The following is a 13,458-nucleotide window of genomic DNA, read 5'->3' as shown; positions in this document are numbered from 1 at the left end:
TTACGTCACTTGGAGACGTTGACGGCCGGGGCGTCCTCGCCGAGCAGCTTGCCGTCCGAGGTCTCGAACTGCTTCTTGAACTCGGCGATCGCGTCGGCGACAGCGGTCAGGGTGTCGTCGGACATCTTGCCGCCCTCCTTGATGGAGGTCATGAGGCCCTGCTCCTTGCGGTGCAGGTACTCCAGCAGCTCCTTCTCGAAGCGGCGGACGTCGGCGACGGGGACGTCGTCCATCTTGCCGGTGGTACCGGCCCACACGGAGACGACCTGGTCCTCGGTCGGCATCGGCTGGTACTGCGGCTGCTTCAGCAGCTCGACCAGACGCATACCGCGCTCCAGCTGCGCCTTCGACGCGGCGTCCAGGTCGGAACCGAAGGCGGCGAACGCCTCCAGCTCGCGGTACTGGGCGAGGTCGAGACGCAGACGACCGGAGACCTGCTTCATCGCCTTGTGCTGCGCGGAACCACCGACTCGGGAGACGGAGATACCGACGTTCAGCGCGGGGCGCTGACCGGCGTTGAAGAGGTCCGACTCCAGGAAGCACTGGCCGTCGGTGATGGAGATGACGTTGGTCGGGATGAACGCCGAGACGTCGTTGGCCTTCGTCTCGACGATCGGCAGACCGGTCATCGAGCCCGCGCCGAGGTCGTCGGAGAGCTTCGCGCAGCGCTCCAGCAGACGGGAGTGCAGGTAGAAGACGTCACCCGGGTAGGCCTCACGGCCCGGCGGGCGGCGCAGCAGCAGCGACACGGCGCGGTAGGCGTCGGCCTGCTTGGAGAGGTCGTCGAAGATGATGAGGACGTGCTTGCCCTCGTACATCCACTGCTGACCGATGGCCGAACCGGTGTACGGCGCCAGGTACTTGAAGCCGGCCGGGTCGGACGCCGGGGCGGCGACGATGGTCGTGTACTCCAGCGCGCCGGCCTCTTCGAGGGCGCCACGCACGGAGGCGATGGTCGAGCCCTTCTGGCCGATGGCGACGTAGACGCAGCGGACCTGCTTGTTCACGTCACCGGAGCGCCAGTTGTCGCGCTGGTTGATGATCGTGTCGACGGCCAGGGCGGTCTTGCCGGTCTGGCGGTCACCGATGATCAGCTGGCGCTGGCCGCGGCCGACCGGGGTCATGGCGTCGACGGCCTTGTAACCGGTCTCCATCGGCTCGTGCACCGACTTACGGGCCATGACGCCGGGAGCCTGCAGCTCCAGGGCGCGGCGGCCGGTGGTCTCGATCTCGCCGAGGCCGTCGATCGGGTTGCCGAGCGGGTCGACGACGCGGCCGAGGTAGCCCTCGCCCACGGCGACCGACAGCACCTCGCCGGTACGGCTGACCGGCTGGCCCTCCTCGATACCGCTGAACTCACCGAGGACGATGGCGCCGATCTCGCGCTCTTCCAGGTTGAGCGCGAGGCCGAGGGTGCCGTCCTCGAACTTCAGCAGTTCGTTGGCCATGGCCGAGGGAAGACCCTCGACCTTCGCGATGCCGTCGCCGGCAAGCGTGACCGTACCGACCTCTTCGCGCGAGGCCGCGTCCGGCTGGTACGACTGGACGAAGTTCTCCAGCGCGTCCCGGATCTCCTCCGGCCGGATCGTGAGCTCCGCCATCTGGGTTCCCTGCTCTCCTTGTTGGGCCCGAAGTTTCACTTTGGGGGGATGGGGACTCCCCCCTGAAAGAGGTGAATCCTCTGCACGGCCCAACCGGGCCGCAGACATACGTACGTACTGCTATGAAGTTGGTGCTAGCTCGCCAGGCGGCGGCCGGCGTCCTCGAGTCGGTCCGCGATCGAGCCGTTGATGACCTCGTCGCCGACCTGCACCCGGATCCCGCCGAGGACGCCGGGGTCCACGTCGAGGTTGAGGTGCATGGGACGGCCGTAGAGCTTCGCCAGGGCGGCGCCGAGGCGTCGCTTCTGGGGGTCGCTCAGCGGGACCGCGGAGGTGACGACGGCGACCATGCGGTCCCGGCGCTCGGCGGCGAGCTTGGACAGGGACTCGAGTCCCCCCTCCAGGCTACGTCCACGCGGCGCGGTCACGAGGCGTGTCACCAGACGCTCGGTGGTGGCCTTGGCGCGGCCGCCGAGCAGGCTGCGCAGCAGCTCGCGCTTGGCGGAGGTACCGGCGGCACGGTCGGTCAGCGCGGACCGCAGCTCCGTGTTCGAGGCGACGATCCGGCCGAAGCGGAACAGCTCGTCCTCGACGTCGTCGAGCGTGGCCGACTGCTGCGCGGCCGTGAGGTCGGCGACATCGGCCAGCTGCTCCAGCGCGTCCACAAGGTCGCGGGGCTGCGACCAGCGGGAACGCACCAGGCCCGACACCAGGTCGGCGGTGGTCGAGCCGACCTGCCCGCCGAGGATGCGGACGACCAGCTCGGCCTTGGCCTCGCCGGGCTGCGCCGGGTCGGTCAGGACCCGACGCAGCGACACCTCGCGGTGGAGCAGAGCGGTGACGGCGGCCAGCTCGTCGGCGAGCCGCGCCGCGTCCACGGACGTGGAGTCCGTCAGCGCGTCGAGACGCGTCCGTGCGGCTGCCAGGGCCTCGCGGCTCGCTCCGTTCATCGCGTGGCCTCGGCCTTCTCCTCGAGGTCGTCGAGGAAGCGGTCGATCACACGGCTCTGCCGGGCGTGGTCCTCGAGGGACTCGCCGACGAGCTTGCCGGCCAGGTCGGTGGCGAGCTTGCCCACGTCCTGACGCAGCGCGGAAGAGGCGGCCTTGCGGTCGGCCTCGAGCTGCGAGTGACCGGCGGCGATGATCTCCTCGCGCTGACGCTGGCCCTCGGCCCGCATCTCGGCGATGAGCGTGGCGCCCTGCTCCTGCGCCTCCTGGCGCAGACGCGCGGCCTCGTGCCGAGCTTCGGCGAGCTGAGCCTTGTACTGCTCGAGCACGCTCTGGGCCTCGATCTTGGCGGCCTCGGCCTTCTCCATCCCGCCCTCGATCGCCTCGCGGCGCTCCTCCAGAACCTTGTTGATGTTCGGGAGGAGCTTCTTGGCGAGGAAGCCGAAGACGATGACGAAGGCGAGCAGGCCGATGACGAGCTCGGGAATCGGCGGGATGAGGGGGTTCTGCAATTCCTCCTCAGCCGCGATAGTGAGCAGTGGGCTCATATCAGAGGGCCTTTCGTCTGGTGGTCTGGTCGTGAGTCAGATGATCACAGGCCGTAGACGAACGGCATGACCAGGCCGATGAGGGCGAGCGCCTCGCAGAAGGCGAAGCCGAGGATCTGGTTGGCGCGGATCAGGCCGGCGGCCTCGGGCTGACGGGCGAGGGCCTCGGTGCCCTTGCCGAAGATGATGCCGACTCCGATGCCGGGGCCGAACGCGGCGATGCCGTAGCCGATGGACGCGATCGAGCCGGTGACGGCGGCAAGGGTCTGGGACATGCCAGTTCTTCCTTTTCTTCACGGACCGGTGGGGGTTGGCCACCGGGCGACTGGGGGGTGAAGGGCACTCAGTGGTGCTCGGCGAGTGCGCCCTGGATGTAGGTGCAGGTCAGCAGTACGAAGACATACGCCTGCAGGGCCTGGATGAAGAGCTCGAAGGCGGTCATCACGATGACCATCAGGAACGAGACACCGGCGTAGGCGATGCCGATGCCGTTCAGCAGGTACCAGCTCGCGATGGTGAACAGCAGCAGCAGGATGTGGCCCGCGAACATGTTCGCGAAGAGTCGCACCGCGTGGGTGAAGGGCCGCACGAGCAGGTTCGAGAATGCCTCGATCAGCATGACGACGGGCAGCGCCCCGCCGAGTGACTTGTCGTAGCCGGTGAAGTTCTTCAGGGCACCGACGAAGCCGTGCCGCCTGAAGGTCAGCGAGACCCACAGGACGTAGACGATCAGCGCGAGTGCCATCGGGTACGCGACGATCGACGTCACCGGGAACTGGGCGACCGGAACGATCGACCAGATGTTCATCATCCAGACGAAGAAGAACAGAGACACCACGAGCGGGACGTACTTGTCACCCTCGCGCTTGCCCATCGTCTCGTAGACGATGCCGCGCCTGACGAAGTCGTAACCCGCCTCGGCGACCATCTGGAGCTTGCCCGGAACGACCTGGGGCCGGCGGAAGGCCGCCCAGAAGAAGCCGATCACGATGAGCGAGCCGAGCAGCGCCAGAAGCATCGGCTTGTTGAAGTACACGCTGCTGTCCGCGTCGCCCAGGAGAGGCTCGTACAGGAACGAGTGCAGCCCGGGGGACGGGAAGCCACAGCCGTCGAAGATGTGGCAGTCGATCTCGAAGGCGAGCACCTGCGTGTGGTCAGCACTCACCGCGGGCTCCTTCAGCGTGGCGCATGGATTCGGCAACCTCGTGGTGTCGGCGCGGCGCGGAGCCGCGGATCGGCACGGGACTGGTGTTACGGATGTGGGGTCGAGTGGGGGGCATCTCGCCCGGCGGTACGGCAGGCGTCAGAACAGATGCCCGCGCCCGCGATGCCGCAGTTGACACCGGACGGTAGCAGGGTCTGCCATGCGCCTTTATTCCGGCCCTACGCCTCACGCCGAATGCCCCGATTTTTCGTTCTTCGCATCCGTCGTCGACTCGGGGTCGACGTAAAGGATCTTGGCCTTCATCTGAGCACGCGCCTGCGCGGCGACCCAGGTGAGAGTGCCGGCGACCAGCGTGAGCGCGAAGACCTTCGGGTCGAACAGTGTCGTGTCCTTGAAGAGCGCGATGAACATGAACATCAGCAGGATCTGCGCCAGGTACAGCATCAGACCCATCGCCTGGAAAAGGTGCGGAAGTGATTTGGCGGTCCACTGCAGGACATACAGGCCGATCCCCATGAACAGGAGCACGACCAGGATGGCGATGCCCGCCCCGATCGCACCCTTCCCACCGACGACGAGCCCGCCGACGACAGCGGCGATCGCGCCGACGGCAGCCGTGGGCGCGGCGGCCTGAAGGAGGATCCGGACGTCATTGGACGGCATGGCGGCAACTCCGCTTTCACAGGGGGGAGGGGTGTCGTCATGGACGAGCGTAGACCCCGGGAACGAGCGGAAAACTCACGCCAATGGACCGTCGCACTGCGGTCCTTCGACTCTGCCCCGGGTTCTCGTGAACCGTATCACAAACTATTTGATGAGGACTTTACCTGAACGCCGTGCCAGACGTCACACATGAGAGTGAACCGGCCCACCTGCGCGGAATCAGTGCCGAGTTGTCTGCTATAAGGCCGTTTGCTCCGTCAGGCTCTTGTATGGCATCGGCAAAGTGTTAGTCAGATTCTTACCTTGCCGTCAGCGCGACGCCCGCCCCTCCGCCCTCGCGACGGACAGCCGGAGGCCGTGTGCGGCGTACCGCACACGGCCTCCGGCCCGGTTTCTGGAGCAGTGCGACGAGGGCCCTGAAGACGGCCCCGGTTCAGCGGCGCGCGCCCGCCGGGCTGCGTTCCGCTTCGTGGTGACGGCCGCCGATCGCCGTCGCGCCGTCGAGGGACGGCGTCCAGTCGGGGACGGGCTCCGCGGCGACGGCCGGGACCGCCCGGCGGCGGTAGCGGGGCGGTACGAAGCGCTGCGCCCAGCGCGGCGCACGCGGCGTGAAGCGGGGCAGCAGCAGCAGGAAGAGACCCACCGCGCTGAACATGGCGATGGCGAGGACGATCCACATGGACGCCGAGTTCACCGTGTACGCCAGGGTGCCGAACGCGATCACCGCGGACCAGAAGTACATGATCAGCACGGCCCGGCTGTGCGAGTGCCCGACCTCCAGGAGCCGGTGGTGCAGATGCCCCCGGTCGGCGGCGAACGGCGACTGTCCGCGCCAGGTGCGGCGCACGATCGCGAGGATCAGGTCGGCCGCCGGGATCGCGATGATGGTCAGCGGCATCAGCAGCGGGATGTAGACCGGGACCATTGCGTAGACCGTGCTGCGCTCGGAGCCGTACAGGCCCATCACGTCCGGGTCGACCTGCCCCGTGATGGAGATCGCGGCGGCCGCCAGCACCAGGCCGATCATCATCGAACCCGAGTCGCCCATGAAGATCCGCGCCGGATGCATGTTGTGCGGCAGGAAGCCCAGGCACATGCCCATCAGGACGGCCGCGAACAGGGTGGCCGGGGCCGCGGCCTCGATGCCGTAGCTGTACCAGAGGCGGTAGGCGTACATGAAGAACGCGGCGGAGGCGATGCAGACCATGCCGGCCGCGAGACCGTCGAGTCCGTCGACGAAGTTGACCGCGTTGATGGTGATGACGACCAGGGCGACCGTGAGCAGGGTGCCCTGCCACTGGGTCAGCGCGACGATCCCCACGCTGGGGATGGGCAGCCACAGGATCGTCAGACCCTGCATGACCATCACACCGGCGGCGATCATCTGGCCGCCGAGCTTGATCAGGGCGTCGATCTCGAACTTGTCGTCCAGGACGCCGATGAGCCAGATCAGCGCGGCCCCGGAGAGCAGGGCGCGCGGTTCGTTGGACTCGGCGAAGACCTGGCTGAGATTGGTCAGGTGGTCGGCGACCAGCAGACCGGCGCACAGCCCGAAGAACATCGCGATGCCGCCGAGGCGGGGCGTGGGTTCACGGTGGACGTCACGCGCACGGATCTCCGGCATGGCTCCGGCCACGATCGCGAACTTCCGCACCGGCCCTGTCAGCAGGTACGTCACCGCGGCCGTGATGCAGAGCGTCAGGAGGTATTCACGCACGGGCTTCCCCACAGGTCTCGCTGGCCATCACAGCCTCACACCCTAGCGATGCGCGGAGCGATACACGCATACGGTGGAGGACATCCGGGTAGCGACGATGGTTGCACGTGATGCTGTGCCTGGTGGTGCGCCTACCCCACCTCAGCGCGGATACGGCGGAAATCTTCCAGCCAGGTCCCGCACTTCTTCACGGGTCCGCTTGCCGTCGCCGCCGTCCCGCAGGACCCCGGCGAACAGCGCCGCGAGCCGCGCCATCTCCGGCTCGCCCATGCCCTGGGTGGTCAGCGCGGCCGTGCCGAGCCGCAGGCCACGGGCGTCCCCGTGCGGAAGCGCGCAGCAGTCCAGGACCATCCCGGCCGCCGCGAGCAGCCCCTTGGCCGTGCGGCCGTCGACACCGAGTGGCGCGGGATCGACGGTCAGCAGGTGCGTGTCGGTGCCGCCGGTGACGACCACGAGCCCCTCCTCGGCCAGCCCCCGGGCCAGCACGCGGGCGTTCGCGACCACCTGATGGGCGTACGCGGTGAACGCCGGGGTTGCCGCCTCCCCGAACGCGACGGCCTTCGCGGCGATGGTGTGCATCTGCGCGCCGCCCTGGGTGAACGGGAACACCGCCCGGTCCACCCGCTCGGCCAGCTCGCTCCCGCACAGCAGCATCCCGCCGCGCGGGCCCCGCAGCACCTTGTGCGTGGTGGCGCACACGATGTCGGCGTACGGCACCGGGTTGGGCGCCGCTCCCCCGGCGACCAGCCCGATCGGATGGGCCGCGTCGGCGATGAGATAGGCGCCCACCTCGTCGGCGACCTCGCGGAAGAAGGCGTAGTCGAGGTGCCGGGGGTAGGAGATGGATCCGCACACGATGGCCTTGGGGCGGTGGGTGCGGGCCAGGGTGCGCACCTGCTCGCGGTCGACCAGCCCCGACTCGGCCTCCACGCCGTACCCGACGAAGTCGAACCAGCGGCCGGAGAAGTTGGCGGGTGAGCCGTGGGTGAGATGGCCGCCGAAGTGCAGGCCCATCGCGAGGACGGTGTCGCCGGGGCGCAGCAGGGCGGCGTAGGCGGCCAGGACGGCCGAGGAACCCGAGTGCGACTGGACGTTGGCGTGCTCGGCCCCGAACAGTGCCTTGGCGCGCTCCACGGCGAGCCGTTCGGCGACGTCCACCATCTCGCAGCCGCCGTGGTGCCGGGCCCCCGGATACCCCTCCGCGTACTTGTTCGCGAGCGATGATCCCAGCGCGGCCAGTACCGCCGGCGAGGTGAAGTTCTCCGCGGCGACGAGCTGCAGCGTCGTCGCCTGCCGATCCCGCTCCCCGAGCAGGATGTCGGCCAGCTCGGGGTCCTGCCGCCGCAGGACATCCGCCTCGAGAACAGGGGTGACCGACATGATGCGCTCCGGGGCGTCGACGATGACGTAGCACCAATGTAGGCCCGGGACGCCCGGGATGCCCGGTGTCGTGCCGTACGGACCGGAGCCCGGCGCCGGCTACGCCCTGGCCGGCACCCCCGTAAGCGCCGTCACCACCGGATCCAGCGCCTGGTGTATCTCGTCGCCCACCGACCGGAAGAACGGCAGGGGCGCGCCGTACGGGTCGTAGACCTCGTCGGCCTCGGCGGTCGGAGCGAGGAGCCACCCGCGTAGAGCCGCCGCCGCGCGGACCAGCGCACGCGCGCGGACGACCATGCCCTCCTCCAGGGGAGGCAGCGTGGTCGGGTCGATCGCGCGGACCAGGCGGGTGAACTCCTTCAGGGTGAAGGTGCGCAGCCCCGCGGAGTGCCCCATGGAGATGACCTGCGCCCGGTGGTCGCGGGTGGCCGTCAGCACCAGGTCGGCGCGGATGACGTGCTCGTCCAGCAGCTCACGCCCCGTGAAGCCGGAGGCGTCCGCGCCGAAGTCCGCGAGGACCGCCTCAGCGTTCGCCTCCATCGGCGCCCCCTCGTGCCCCACGTCCCCGCGCTCTCGACGACCAGCCCGCCCCACAGCGGGTCCCCGAGCCGGTCCGCCAGGGCATGCCGGGTCAGCCGCTCGGTGATCGGCGAGCGGCACACGTTGCCGGTGCTGACGTGGAGGATGCGGAAGGTGTCCCGCGGCAGCCCCGTGAAGGTCCGCGTCTCTTCCCCGTCCCATATGCCACGCCCCGCGTCAGGGGCCGTCAATTCGCCACCTCAAGGTCGGGTACGACCTTGCGGAGCTCCTCCGCCGACAGGGCCCCGGCACGCAGCAGCACCGGCACCTTGCCCGTGACGTCGACGATCGACGACGGCTCGTTGCTCGGGGTCGGGCCGCCGTCCAGGTAGACGGAGACGGAGTCGCCGAGCATCGCCTCGGCGGCGTCGCAGTTCTCCGGCGCCGGGTGACCGGTCAGGTTGGCCGAGGAGACCGCCATGGGGCCGACCTCGGTCAGCAGCTCGATCGCGACCGGGTGCAGCGGCATGCGCACGGCGACGGTGCCCCGGGTGTCGCCGAGGTCCCACTGGAGCGACGGCTGGTGCTTGGCGACGAGCGTGAGCGCGCCCGGCCAGAACGCGTCGACGAGCTCCCAGGCCATCTCGGAGAAGTCCGTGACGAGGCCGTGCAGGGTGTTCGGGGAGCCGATGAGCACGGGCGTGGGCATGTTGCGCCCCCGGCCCTTGGCCTCCAGCAGGTCGGCCACGGCCTCCGACGTGAACGCGTCCGCGCCGATGCCGTACACGGTGTCCGTCGGCAGCACCACGAGCTCGCCCCGGCGAATGGCGGACGCGGCCTCGCGCAGACCGGTGGCGCGGTCGGTCGCGTCGTTGGTGTCGTATCGCCGTGCCATCTAGCGGGCCTCCTCGTACACGTACTGCTGCTGGGGGGTTGTCGTCGGGCGCGTGCTCATCAGGGCAGCGCCTTGCGGGCGGTCGCGAACCGCGGCCGGTTGTTGAGGTCCGGGTGGTCGGCCGCGTCGGCCCAGCCCCGCTCCTCGGTGAAGATCCAGGGCACCTGGCCGCCCTGGGTGTCGGCGTGCTCGATGACGACGACACCGCCGGGACGGAGGAGCCTGTGCGCCGTGCGTTCGAGGCCTCGGATCAGATCCAGGCCGTCCTCCCCTGAGAACAGGGCGAGTTGGGGATCGTAGTCGCGTGCCTCGGGTGCCACGTACTCCCACTCGGTGAGCGGGATGTACGGCGGGTTGGAGACGACGAGGTCGACCTGGCCGTCGAGGTCGCGGAAGGCGTCCAGGGCGTTGCCCTGGCGCAGGTCGACACGGGAGCCCTCCATGTTCTTGCGGGTCCACGTCAGCGCGTCCTCGGACAGCTCCACGGCGTGCACGCGCGAGCGCGGCACCTCCTGGGCGAGGGCGAGGGCGATGGCACCGGAGCCGGTGCACAGATCGACGATCAGCGGCTCGACGACATCCATCGCGCGGACGGCGTCTATGGCCCAGCCGACCACCGACTCGGTCTCCGGCCGGGGCACGAACACTCCGGGCCCGACCTGAAGTTCGAGGTAGCGGAAGTAGGCCAGCCCGGTGATGTGCTGGAGCGGCTCGCGCTGCTCGCGCCGGGCGATGACCTCCCAGTACCGGGCGTCGAAGTCGGCGTCCTTGACGGTGTGCAGCTCGCCCCGCTTGACGCCGTGCACGAACGCGGCGAGCTCCTCCGCGTCGTTGCGCGGCGAGGGCACGCCGGCGTCGGCCAGGCGCTGGGTGGCCTGGGCCACTTCCGCGAGCAGCAGGCCGCGGGGGTTTGGGGGTCGCCCCCCAAGATGATGCTGCACGCAAGTCCTCCGTCGTACTCTTCGTGCCCGTAACGGCCCTACGCGGCTGCCAGCTTCGCGGCCGAGTCCGCGTCGACACAGGCCTGGATCACCGCGTCGAGTTCCCCGTCCAGCACCTGGTCCAGGTTGTAGGCCTTGAAGCCGACGCGGTGGTCCGAGATGCGGTTCTCCGGGAAGTTGTACGTGCGGATCTTCTCGGAGCGGTCGACGGTACGGACCTGGCTGCGGCGGGCGTCGGCGGCTTCCTTCTCCGCCTCCTCCTGTGCCGCGGCGAGCAGCCTGGAGCGCAGGATACGCATCGCCTGCTCCTTGTTCTGCAGCTGACTCTTCTCGTTCTGGCAGGAGGCGACGACTCCGGTGGGAATGTGCGTGATGCGCACGGCGGAGTCGGTGGTGTTGACGGACTGGCCGCCGGGCCCGGAGGAGCGGTAGACGTCGATCCGCAGGTCGTTCATGTTGATCTCGACGTCGACCTCCTCGGCCTCGGGCGTGACCAGCACACCGGCGGCGGAGGTGTGGATACGGCCCTGGGACTCGGTGGCCGGCACGCGCTGGACGCGGTGCACGCCGCCCTCGTACTTCAGCCGGGCCCAGACGCCCTGCCCGGGCTCGGTGGCGCCCTGGCCGCCCTTGGTCTTCACGGCGACCTGGACGTCCTTGTAGCCGCCCAGCTCGGACTCGGTGGAGTCGATGATCTCGGTCTTCCAGCCGACGCGCTCGGCGTACCGCAGGTACATGCGCAGGAGGTCACCGGCGAACAGGGCGGACTCGTCGCCGCCCGCGCCGGCCTTGATCTCCAGGATGACGTCCTTGTCGTCGCTGGGGTCGCGCGGGACGAGGAGCAGCCGCAGCTTCTCCGTCAGTTCCTCGCGCTGCTTCTCCAGCTCCTTGACCTCGGCGATGAAGTCCGGGTCGTCCGCGGCGAACTCGCGGGCCGTGTCGATGTCGTCGCCGGTCTGCTTCCAGGTGCGGTACGTGCCGACGATCGGGGTCAGCTCCGCGTAGCGCTTGTTCAGCTTGCGCGCGTTGGCCTGGTCCGCGTGGACCGACGGGTCGGCGAGCTTCTTCTCCAGGTCGGCGTGTTCCCCGACCAGTTCCTCGACCGCCTCGAACATCTTCTCCGGCTCCCTGTACGACGTACGACGTTGTGAGTGGGCTGCACTCCTGGGCTGCGCAGCTGTGTGCCGCACCGCAAAGCGCCGGTCCCGACGCCCCCGATGGGGGCGCCGCGGACCGGCGCTGGGGGCTCGCTACTTCTTGGCAGCGGCAGCCTTGCCGAAGCGGGCCTCGAAGCGGGCCACACGGCCACCGGTGTCGAGGATCTTCTGCTTGCCCGTGTAGAACGGGTGGCACTCGGAGCAGACCTCGGCACGGATGGTGCCGCTCTCGATCGTGCTGCGGGTGGTGAACGACGCGCCACAGGTGCAGCTGACCTGCGTCTCGACGTACTCGGGGTGGATGTCGCGCTTCAAGGTGTCTCCTAGTTTCGGGAGGGCGCCGGGTCGCGTCCGCGGGGTGCGAGCGCGTGAACCGGAGCCGACGTACCAGTCTGCCAGCACTGGCGCCATCTCCCAAAACCAGGGGGTGGCGCCAGGTATTCCCCCGGGGCTTCATCGGCTGCGGGCAGCCGTGCCGCTGGGGCGATGGGGGCACCTCCCGCTCGAGCGAAGCCGAGAGTGGGGGAGGGTGGGCGCAGGCGGCACCCCGTAAGCGCCGGGCCGTGCGACTTGACTGCGGTCGGCACGCGCCAGGGCTGCCTCGTAACCGCCGTACGCGACCGCAGGGCCGTACGGGGCTGGTCGCGCAGTTCCCCGCGCCCCCAAAAACCAAAGACCCGCAGGCACCCTCAGGAGGAAGCCACGACCCCGTCGGCCGAACCCGTCGCCGTCCCCTTCGTCGCCGACTTCGGGATCGCCTTGTCGGCCTTCAGCGCCGCCCACACCCGCTTCGCCTTCGCCTCGTCCACCAGCACCCGGTTCAAGTCGTCGGGGTCGTACTGCACCGGCATCGTGACCATGGTCATGTTCTTGGAGCTGATGCCCTTCAGACCGTTCGCGAAGGACGCGAGGTCCTTGACGTCCTTCAGCTCGGAGTCGGTGGTCACCGCGTCGGTCGCGGTGTCGGCGAGATCGTAGAGCTTCGTCGGGTTGCTGAAGATCCCGACCGACTTGACCTGCTCGATCAGCGCCTTGATGAACGCCTGCTGGAGCTGGATGCGCCCCAGGTCCGACCCGTCGCCCACCCCGTGCCGCGTCCGCACGAGCCCGAGCGCCTGCTTGCCCGTGAGCGTGTGCTCCCCGGCCTTCAGGTTCAGATGGCTGTCGGGGTCCTTGATGTCCTTGGTGGTGGTGATGGGCACCCCGCCGAGGACGTCGATCAGCTTCTCGAAGCCCGCGAAGTCCACCTCGATGTAGTGGTCCATCCGGATCCCGGTCATGGACTCGACGGTCTTCACCGCACACGCCGCGCCGCCCGTCGAGTACGCGGAGTTGAACATCGCGTACGAGGCCGCCGGGTGCGCCGTACCCTTCGCGTCCGTGCACTCGGGCCGCTCGACGAGCGTGTCGCGGGGGATGGAGACCACGCTGGCCCGCTTGTGGCCCTCGTAGACGTGCACGACCATCGCCGTGTCGGAGCGGGCGCTGCCGTCGTCGACGCCGCCGCCGAGCTTCTTGTTGCTGCCCGAACGGGTGTCGGAGCCGAGGACCAGGATGTCCTGCGAGCCGTTGTCGACGTCGAGGGGCCGGTCGGTGCCGAGGGCCTGGTTGATGTCGACGCTCTTGATGTTGCCGTTGAGCTTGAAGTAGAGGTAGCCGATCCCGGTGCCACCCAGCACCAGGACGCCCGCTGCGGTCCAGACGACGGCGAGCGCCGCTCTGCTGTGCCCCTCGCGTGTCTTGCGGCGGCGGCCCTTGGCCGCGCGGTGGCGCGGGCCGGTGGTGCCGGTCTTCCCCGGTATGCCGGCGTCCGGCGTGCTGTCGGCGGACATCTGCTCCTCGTTCTCTCTCCGGTCGGTTACCCCCTGCGCTCAGGCCCAGGCCTGTCAGGTCGGACACGGCCATGACACGACGTCGACGCCCCA

At 69.2% G+C, this 13,458-nt stretch carries 13 protein-coding genes and 1 pseudogene; all 14 read right to left on the bottom strand.

Annotated elements, in window-relative coordinates:
- Window positions 1-5 precede the first annotated feature (5 nt).
- Window positions 6-1,601, bottom strand: a complete 1,596-nt coding sequence (atpA, locus tag E4N62_RS33165) for a F0F1 ATP synthase subunit alpha (protein WP_184899448.1) — start codon at window positions 1,599-1,601, stop codon at window positions 6-8.
- A 134-nt stretch (window positions 1,602-1,735) separates the two neighbouring features.
- A complete protein-coding gene (locus E4N62_RS33160) occupies window positions 1,736-2,551 on the bottom strand; it encodes a F0F1 ATP synthase subunit delta (RefSeq protein ID WP_230220406.1) in 816 nt (271 codons plus the stop codon).
- Entirely contained in the window at window positions 2,548-3,096 is a 549-nt protein-coding gene (locus tag E4N62_RS33155) for a F0F1 ATP synthase subunit B (protein ID WP_230220404.1), read from the bottom strand. Before E4N62_RS33155 ends, E4N62_RS33160 begins: the two co-directional genes overlap by 4 nt.
- A gap of 44 nt (window positions 3,097-3,140) precedes the next feature.
- A complete protein-coding gene (atpE, locus tag E4N62_RS33150; RefSeq protein WP_230220402.1) occupies window positions 3,141-3,371 on the bottom strand; it encodes an ATP synthase F0 subunit C in 231 nt (76 codons plus the stop codon).
- 68 nt (window positions 3,372-3,439) lie between these two features.
- The gene (gene atpB, locus E4N62_RS33145; RefSeq protein ID WP_230220400.1) at window positions 3,440-4,261 is read right to left on the bottom strand and encodes a F0F1 ATP synthase subunit A; all 822 of its coding nucleotides are present in this window, start codon (window positions 4,259-4,261) and stop codon (window positions 3,440-3,442) included.
- 225 nt (window positions 4,262-4,486) lie between these two features.
- Complete coding sequence (locus E4N62_RS33140) at window positions 4,487-4,924, bottom strand: hypothetical protein (RefSeq protein WP_230220398.1); 438 nt, start codon at window positions 4,922-4,924, stop codon at window positions 4,487-4,489.
- A gap of 433 nt (window positions 4,925-5,357) precedes the next feature.
- Complete coding sequence (locus E4N62_RS33135) at window positions 5,358-6,641, bottom strand: MraY family glycosyltransferase (protein WP_230220396.1); 1,284 nt, start codon at window positions 6,639-6,641, stop codon at window positions 5,358-5,360.
- A 141-nt stretch (window positions 6,642-6,782) separates the two neighbouring features.
- The gene (gene glyA / locus E4N62_RS33130; RefSeq protein WP_230220394.1) at window positions 6,783-8,021 is read right to left on the bottom strand and encodes a serine hydroxymethyltransferase; all 1,239 of its coding nucleotides are present in this window, start codon (window positions 8,019-8,021) and stop codon (window positions 6,783-6,785) included.
- Window positions 8,022-8,120: 99 nt separating this feature from the next.
- Window positions 8,121-8,791, bottom strand: a pseudogene (locus E4N62_RS33125) (protein-tyrosine-phosphatase).
- Entirely contained in the window at window positions 8,788-9,435 is a 648-nt protein-coding gene (locus tag E4N62_RS33120; protein ID WP_184899436.1) for an L-threonylcarbamoyladenylate synthase, read from the bottom strand. The pseudogene E4N62_RS33125 and the gene E4N62_RS33120 overlap by 4 nt, the downstream one beginning before the upstream one ends.
- A gap of 59 nt (window positions 9,436-9,494) precedes the next feature.
- On the bottom strand, window positions 9,495-10,334 hold the full coding sequence (gene prmC / locus E4N62_RS33115) for a peptide chain release factor N(5)-glutamine methyltransferase (protein WP_230220934.1): 840 nt from the start codon (window positions 10,332-10,334) through the stop codon (window positions 9,495-9,497).
- Window positions 10,335-10,414: 80 nt separating this feature from the next.
- Window positions 10,415-11,491, bottom strand: coding sequence for a peptide chain release factor 1 (gene prfA, locus E4N62_RS33110; RefSeq protein ID WP_230220392.1), 1,077 nt, complete (start codon window positions 11,489-11,491; stop codon window positions 10,415-10,417).
- 135 nt (window positions 11,492-11,626) lie between these two features.
- Window positions 11,627-11,848, bottom strand: coding sequence for a 50S ribosomal protein L31 (gene rpmE, locus E4N62_RS33105; RefSeq protein WP_028804216.1), 222 nt, complete (start codon window positions 11,846-11,848; stop codon window positions 11,627-11,629).
- 374 nt (window positions 11,849-12,222) lie between these two features.
- Window positions 12,223-13,365 (bottom strand): LCP family protein, encoded by a 1,143-nt coding sequence (locus tag E4N62_RS33100; protein WP_230220390.1) that lies wholly within the window; start codon window positions 13,363-13,365, stop codon window positions 12,223-12,225.
- Between the last annotated feature and the right edge of the window lie 93 nt (window positions 13,366-13,458).

Origin of the sequence: Streptomyces sp. MNU76, from assembly GCF_020982545.1 — a bacterium.
In the GTDB taxonomy this organism is placed as follows: Bacteria; Actinomycetota; Actinomycetes; order Streptomycetales; family Streptomycetaceae; genus Streptomyces.
Note: the sequence above shows the minus strand (reverse complement) of the source record. Positions and strands in the feature narration are given on the sequence as shown.

Excerpts from the sequence above, each read along its gene's own strand:
- atpA (WP_184899448.1), bottom strand. The coding sequence starts at position 1,601 with ATGGCGGAGCTCACGATCCGGCCGGAGGAGATCCGGGACGCGCTGGAG.
- E4N62_RS33160 (WP_230220406.1), bottom strand. The coding sequence starts at position 2,551 with ATGAACGGAGCGAGCCGCGAGGCCCTGGCAGCCGCACGGACGCGTCTC.
- E4N62_RS33155 (WP_230220404.1), bottom strand. The coding sequence starts at position 3,096 with ATGAGCCCACTGCTCACTATCGCGGCTGAGGAGGAATTGCAGAACCCC.
- atpE (WP_230220402.1), bottom strand. The coding sequence starts at position 3,371 with ATGTCCCAGACCCTTGCCGCCGTCACCGGCTCGATCGCGTCCATCGGC.
- E4N62_RS33140 (WP_230220398.1), bottom strand. The coding sequence starts at position 4,924 with ATGCCGTCCAATGACGTCCGGATCCTCCTTCAGGCCGCCGCGCCCACG.
- glyA (WP_230220394.1), bottom strand. The coding sequence starts at position 8,021 with ATGTCGGTCACCCCTGTTCTCGAGGCGGATGTCCTGCGGCGGCAGGAC.
- E4N62_RS33120 (WP_184899436.1), bottom strand. The coding sequence starts at position 9,435 with ATGGCACGGCGATACGACACCAACGACGCGACCGACCGCGCCACCGGT.
- prfA (WP_230220392.1), bottom strand. The coding sequence starts at position 11,491 with ATGTTCGAGGCGGTCGAGGAACTGGTCGGGGAACACGCCGACCTGGAG.
- E4N62_RS33100 (WP_230220390.1), bottom strand. The coding sequence starts at position 13,365 with ATGTCCGCCGACAGCACGCCGGACGCCGGCATACCGGGGAAGACCGGC.